A 5,458-nucleotide genomic window follows, 5' to 3' on the forward strand; every position below is an offset into this window, starting at 1 on the left:
CAAAAATCTACATAATGCACAAAGTTTACGCCTATTATTACAGCATTATCACAAGATAAATGTTTTATGTCATAGAATAGGCTCTTCTACCTATTGCAGAAGAGCCTAAGATCATATATCTATTGCAACTGTTTTTTTAAGTTCAAACGAATACAGAATTGCTTCCTTTACTCTTTTGCCGGTAGTCAGTTCAACTGCGGCTTTATAAAGCTGAAGCTGCATGGTATAACGCTCCTTAAGCTTTGAAAGAGACGCTCCTCTGTCTGATTTATAATCCACGATAACAATGCCATCAGGTTCTTCAAACATAAGATCAATAATTCCCTTTATCATACCATTTGAGTTCTTAAATTTATCTATGATCTCATTGCTGAGTCGTAGCTCGCTCAGCGCTACCATGAATTTCTTTTCTCGGACATATTTTAGAGAGCTACATATTCTTTTATATAAAGCACTTTCAAAGAATGCAGAAGCATTTTCTGCGTTAATGGACTTTGCCTCTGTAGCGCTGATATATCCGTTCTCTTCTACTTTTTTTATTTCCGAAACTATATCATCAGAAGCCTTCTCAAAATCGCAATATTGGAAAAAAGTATGTATCGCAGTTCCTCTTTCGGCTCCAGACAGTTTTGACCCAATAGATTTAAAGCGAGGCCGCTTAAGCTTGAAATCAAATTTTTCCTCCTGATTTTCAAGTTTTTTTGCAATTTGAGTTACGCTGAGCTTAGCAGGTGTAACGGAAAGAGTTTTGTCATAGCTGAAATATATTATTTCTTTCATTCGGTCTATCATTTCCTGATCTGCTACAGCTTCATCTTCAAGACTTACGTTTTCAGTATTATCGCGTATTATCTCGTTTACGATCTCATACTCAAAAAGCTCCTGCTCACCTTTATCTAGAGTATTTAGAATATTTATGTCAATGCAAAGCTTTTCGCATATATCTCTGAACATTGGATGCCTCATAATTGAAAGCCACAGCCAGTCAGAAAAGCTCTTTGCTTCGCCGACAGCTTCAGTTATTTCTCCATTGTGCAAAATACAGCTTTCTAAGAGAGTACCAACTCTTTTTAAAGACCTTTCTCCGCATTTTAGATTAATAAACAGTTTCTGCTGCGCACGGGTAAGTCCTACGTAAAGAAGTCTCATTTCTTCACTGCGTGTATCATTCTCCTCCTCAACAGCAAGCATGGACTGTTGAAAAGTTTTATATTTTCGGTAAAGTAAATGATCGTAGAGCACATAGCCTATCCTTCCGTCAGAGCTACACATAACAGGCTTTGAGTCAAACTTGAACTTCACAGAAGTCTCTGCTATGAACACAAACGGAAACTCAAGTCCTTTTGAACGATGAAGCGTAAGAACACTTACATAGTCCCCTGCTGACGAAGAAACCTTTCCCTGCGTATAATCTCCATTTTCAATAACCCTGTCTATATGTCTCAGGAAGCCATTAAGTCCTCCTGTTCCATCGTAGGAAGCTATATTTTCATAATTTTCAGCATACTGTATCAGGGCACGAAGATTTGCTCTTTTCTTTTCACCGTCATCGTGAAGCTGCATAACGGATATAAAATCAGTAGAGTCATATATTTCTCCAATGAGCTCTCCTATCGTCATTGTAACAGAATCAAGTCTGAAACCGTCAATCGATTCCAGGAAATCCATACACCTCTCACGCAGGAACATATCCGTACATTCAGGGTACTCTCCTTCTGCAAGCCCCCTTATTATCGGGAAAAGTGCTTTGCGAGTGTCAAAGGATTTGATGACCGCAAGATCAGCAACACTGAACATATACATAGGAGATGTCATTACAGCAGCCATAGAAATATCCTGCAAAGGATTGCTTATTATCCTAAGAAGGTCTATAAGTACAGCTATCTCCCTTGATCTAAGATAACCCGTTTCTTCGTTACCTTTAGCAGGAATTCCTCTTCTGCGGAGTTCATCGGCATACATATTTATGTGAACGTTGTTTCTTACAAGAATACAGAAATCAGAAGGTCTGCACGGTCGGCTATTCCCGTTCTTATCAGTAACTGTAGAGCCATTTTTCAGCATTTCTGCAATTCTTGAAGCTGTATATATCACTTCATTATCCGCTTCCACCGATATCTCCTGTTCCTCGTCTGATTCAACAGGGTCATCTCCAATAAAAGCAATATGTGTAGTGCAGTGGCAAGCATCTGTTCTCGAATAATGCAGTGCACCGAAATACAGCATTTCTTCTTCTGTATATGCGATATCGCCGCAATTTTCTGACATTATCTGTGAAAATACAAAGTTAACGAAATTTATGACCTGAACCGAACTACGGAAATTCTTGTTAAGGGTTATATACTGATTTTTACTGTCATTCTCAGGAGCATACCTTTCAGACAGTTTCAGTGTATTTATAAAGTTCCTAGGATTTGCAAGCCTAAAACGATATATCGACTGTTTCACATCTCCCACAAGAAATACATTATCTCCGTACATCGGCATACCTTCGCTATCAAGTTTGTAATTCTTTGATATGAGTTTGAAAATGAGATCCTGCTTATTATTTGAATCCTGATACTCATCTATCATGATAATATCATAATAATCCGCTATTCTAAGAGCCGTTTCGGACTGCCTAATATTACCATTCCCGTCTTCTGAAATAAGCAGATCAAGGGCTAACCGTTCGCCGTCGTCAAAACTCAAAGCGTTCTTCTCGCACTTTTTCTCCCATAATATTTCCTGATATTTTCTGAGCATCTCTGTTAGAACAGTTGTAACTTCACTGCATTCAGCATAATCGCTTTCGACAGCTTTAATGCTACAAATTACTTTTGAAGCTGTTTTTTTGATATAATCCCGCTTTTTCTTATATATATCCCTTAAAGCCTTATCATGCTCGGTCTTTCCGACTCTTACAAGCTCTGAAAAGCTCTCTGCTCTCTCGTTCTCTTCGTTATCTGGCAAACGTCCGCTTTTAAATACCGAAAGTAAGTCAGAGATTATATCGTAATCCTCCTCTGCCTGCGCGAATGACTTCTCAGCTGCCTGCAAAGACATATCAGGGAATATCCTACTGATTAAACCAATATTATCATCTGCTGCTTTTAACGCTTTTTCCAGCTGTGCCGAAAGACTTTCTATAAGCTTTCTGAAGTATACCGAATTCCTGAATTCACAGCTGTACAGCCATACAGCTTTATTAAGCCATTTATCACGCTGTGCAACTGACGAAAGAAAGCTGTCAACCCTTGAAATCACTTCTGTGAGCCTTTTTTCATCCTTGATACAAAAGCGGTCGAACATGAATGATATCTTGTCATACTCATGCTCACTGTAATAGTTTATAAGTTCCTCAAGAGCTCCTGCCTTAATTACTTTATTATCAGTGTCGTCAAGCACGCTAAACCCAGAGGTTATACCGCTTTCTTCGACATTATCGCGTATCAGGTCAAAGCAAAAGGAATTTATTGTAGATATCTTTGCGCTTTGTAATAGTACTTGCTGTTTTAATAGATGATTGTTATTCGGATTAACGCTTATCAACGTTCTCAGTTTGCTGTCAAGCCTTTTTTTGAGCTCGGACGCCGCATCGTTCGTAAAAGTAACAACTACTATCCTGTCGGCACGGACACCTGAATCCTTGTCTGCAATAAGCTGTATCAGCCTTTCAGTAAGTACAGCGGTCTTTCCGCTGCCTGCCGCTGCTGGAACTATAAGTGAAGTATCTCTCGCGTCAATAGCGTTCTGCTGCTGCTCTGTCCAGCTCACATTCGCTCCTCCTTTCCTTGGTATTTTCTTCCGAGAATTGCTTTTGCTTCTTCTATTTCCACTTCATCAGGACATCTATGGCGCGTCAGCTCGGAATTATCGCATATATTAATATAATTGCAGTACGTACAGGGATTCTTTCCGTCAATAATAAGCGGTATAGCCTCAGAATCACCGTTAAGCAGCGATTCTGCCATACTTACAAGCTTTTTATAAGTATAATTTCGCAAAAGATTCATTCCATCCGCCGAAATACATTCAGAATTTCTGTCCGGAACTCCATTTTTATCGAGCTTTACTGGGATAAACTCACCCTTTACACCTTTTTCCATAGCTTCAAGAACATCAATATCCCCCAGAACAAGTCCGCTTGTACGCAATGCTGAATTGACAGCACTGCTGTTCTTAGTTTCAAGCTTATAAGAATCAAGATGAATATCAGAAATGCGAACAGGCGAATAAAGAATACCTGCTGGTTGAAATCCCTCAAATAATCCGCCTTTGTCAGTTGAGGCAAAAAGATACAGTAACATCTGCATATTTATTCCTCCTGCAAGAGTTTCTGCTGTAATGTTCTTTCTGCTGCTTTTATAGTCTATTATCCTGATATAATCCTCGTCACCGACAGTACATACATCGGCCCTATCAACAATTCCTCCGAAACTCAGCATTTTACCGTTACCAAAAGGAAGTACGACAGAATGGCTTTCTCTCAGATCAAGCTCAAAACTATGGGGAATAAAATCCGACGCCATAAGAGAATGCTGAGTATAAATGAATATTTCCGACATCCTATCAGTCAGCTTGTTGAATATAAGCTCAAACTTAGAATCTTTGGAAAAATCACCTGCAAGTGTCTCTTTGCGATATTTATCGGCACAGCTGTATATTTCACGTTTTACATCATCATAAGACATATCAAGAAATTCTTGTTTTGTTTTTGACCCCAGAATGCCAAAAAAGCACTCATGAGTAAGCTCGCCTGCAATTCTTGTATCGAGCTCAACCTTTTCGTTCAGGCGAAGTCTAAGGCATTTATCGCAAAAATACATAAAATGGCAGAGATTATATTCCTCAAAGCCTGTTGAAGAAAGTCTGAGTGGATTAAAGCACTGCAACTTCTCCATAATATCCTTATCTATACTGTAATTCTGCGTGTGATATCCCCGGCTAAAAACATAAGAAAGCCTTCTTTTGTATTCTGGTACACTCGTCAGAAGATATTTAATAGAAGCAACAGCATTGCTACCTGAATTATGCTCCTGCATATAGTGATAAAACGCTGAATGAAGTGTAACAGCGTAATAATCCACAGGTATTTCATCGTCTTTAAAACGAATATTACTATCTCCGAACATAGATAGGATACGGTCTATTACCTGAGCCGGATACTTAGCCTGACCCGAAAGGTCTGAAAGCGGATATGTGATAAAAAGCTTATCAGAAGCCGCTGACAATGATTTATATACAACAAGCCTTTCAGACGCTATCAGCTCTGAAACAGGTGTAGAGATATCAATACCTTTTTCTGCAAGCTTAGAACGATCAGCTTCCGAAAATATTCCATGTATACTTATCTGATTTGGGAAATCCTTGTCATTCGCCCCCATAACAAAAACTATCTTTGGCGCGTCCAATCTTGCAGTCCTTGCTGAGGCAGCCATAACAGCGTCCAGTGTCTGAGGAGGTACTGAATACTTTA

At 39.2% G+C, this 5,458-nt stretch carries 2 protein-coding genes; both read right to left on the reverse strand.

The genetic code is table 11. The annotated features are described in order from the left end of the window. Positions 1-111: 111 nt before the first annotated feature. Positions 112-3,756, reverse strand: coding sequence for a helicase-exonuclease AddAB subunit AddA (addA, locus tag J6U00_RS14100; RefSeq protein ID WP_296582874.1), 3,645 nt, complete (start codon positions 3,754-3,756; stop codon positions 112-114). Continuing rightward, on the reverse strand, positions 3,753-5,458 hold a 1,706-nt coding region (locus J6U00_RS14105; RefSeq protein WP_296582876.1), incomplete at its 5' end, for a PD-(D/E)XK nuclease family protein. The genes J6U00_RS14105 and addA, both read right to left, overlap by 4 nt.

The sequence above is a fragment of the Ruminococcus sp. genome (assembly GCF_017650195.1).
In the GTDB taxonomy this organism is placed as follows: domain Bacteria; phylum Bacillota; class Clostridia; order Oscillospirales; family Ruminococcaceae; genus Ruminococcus.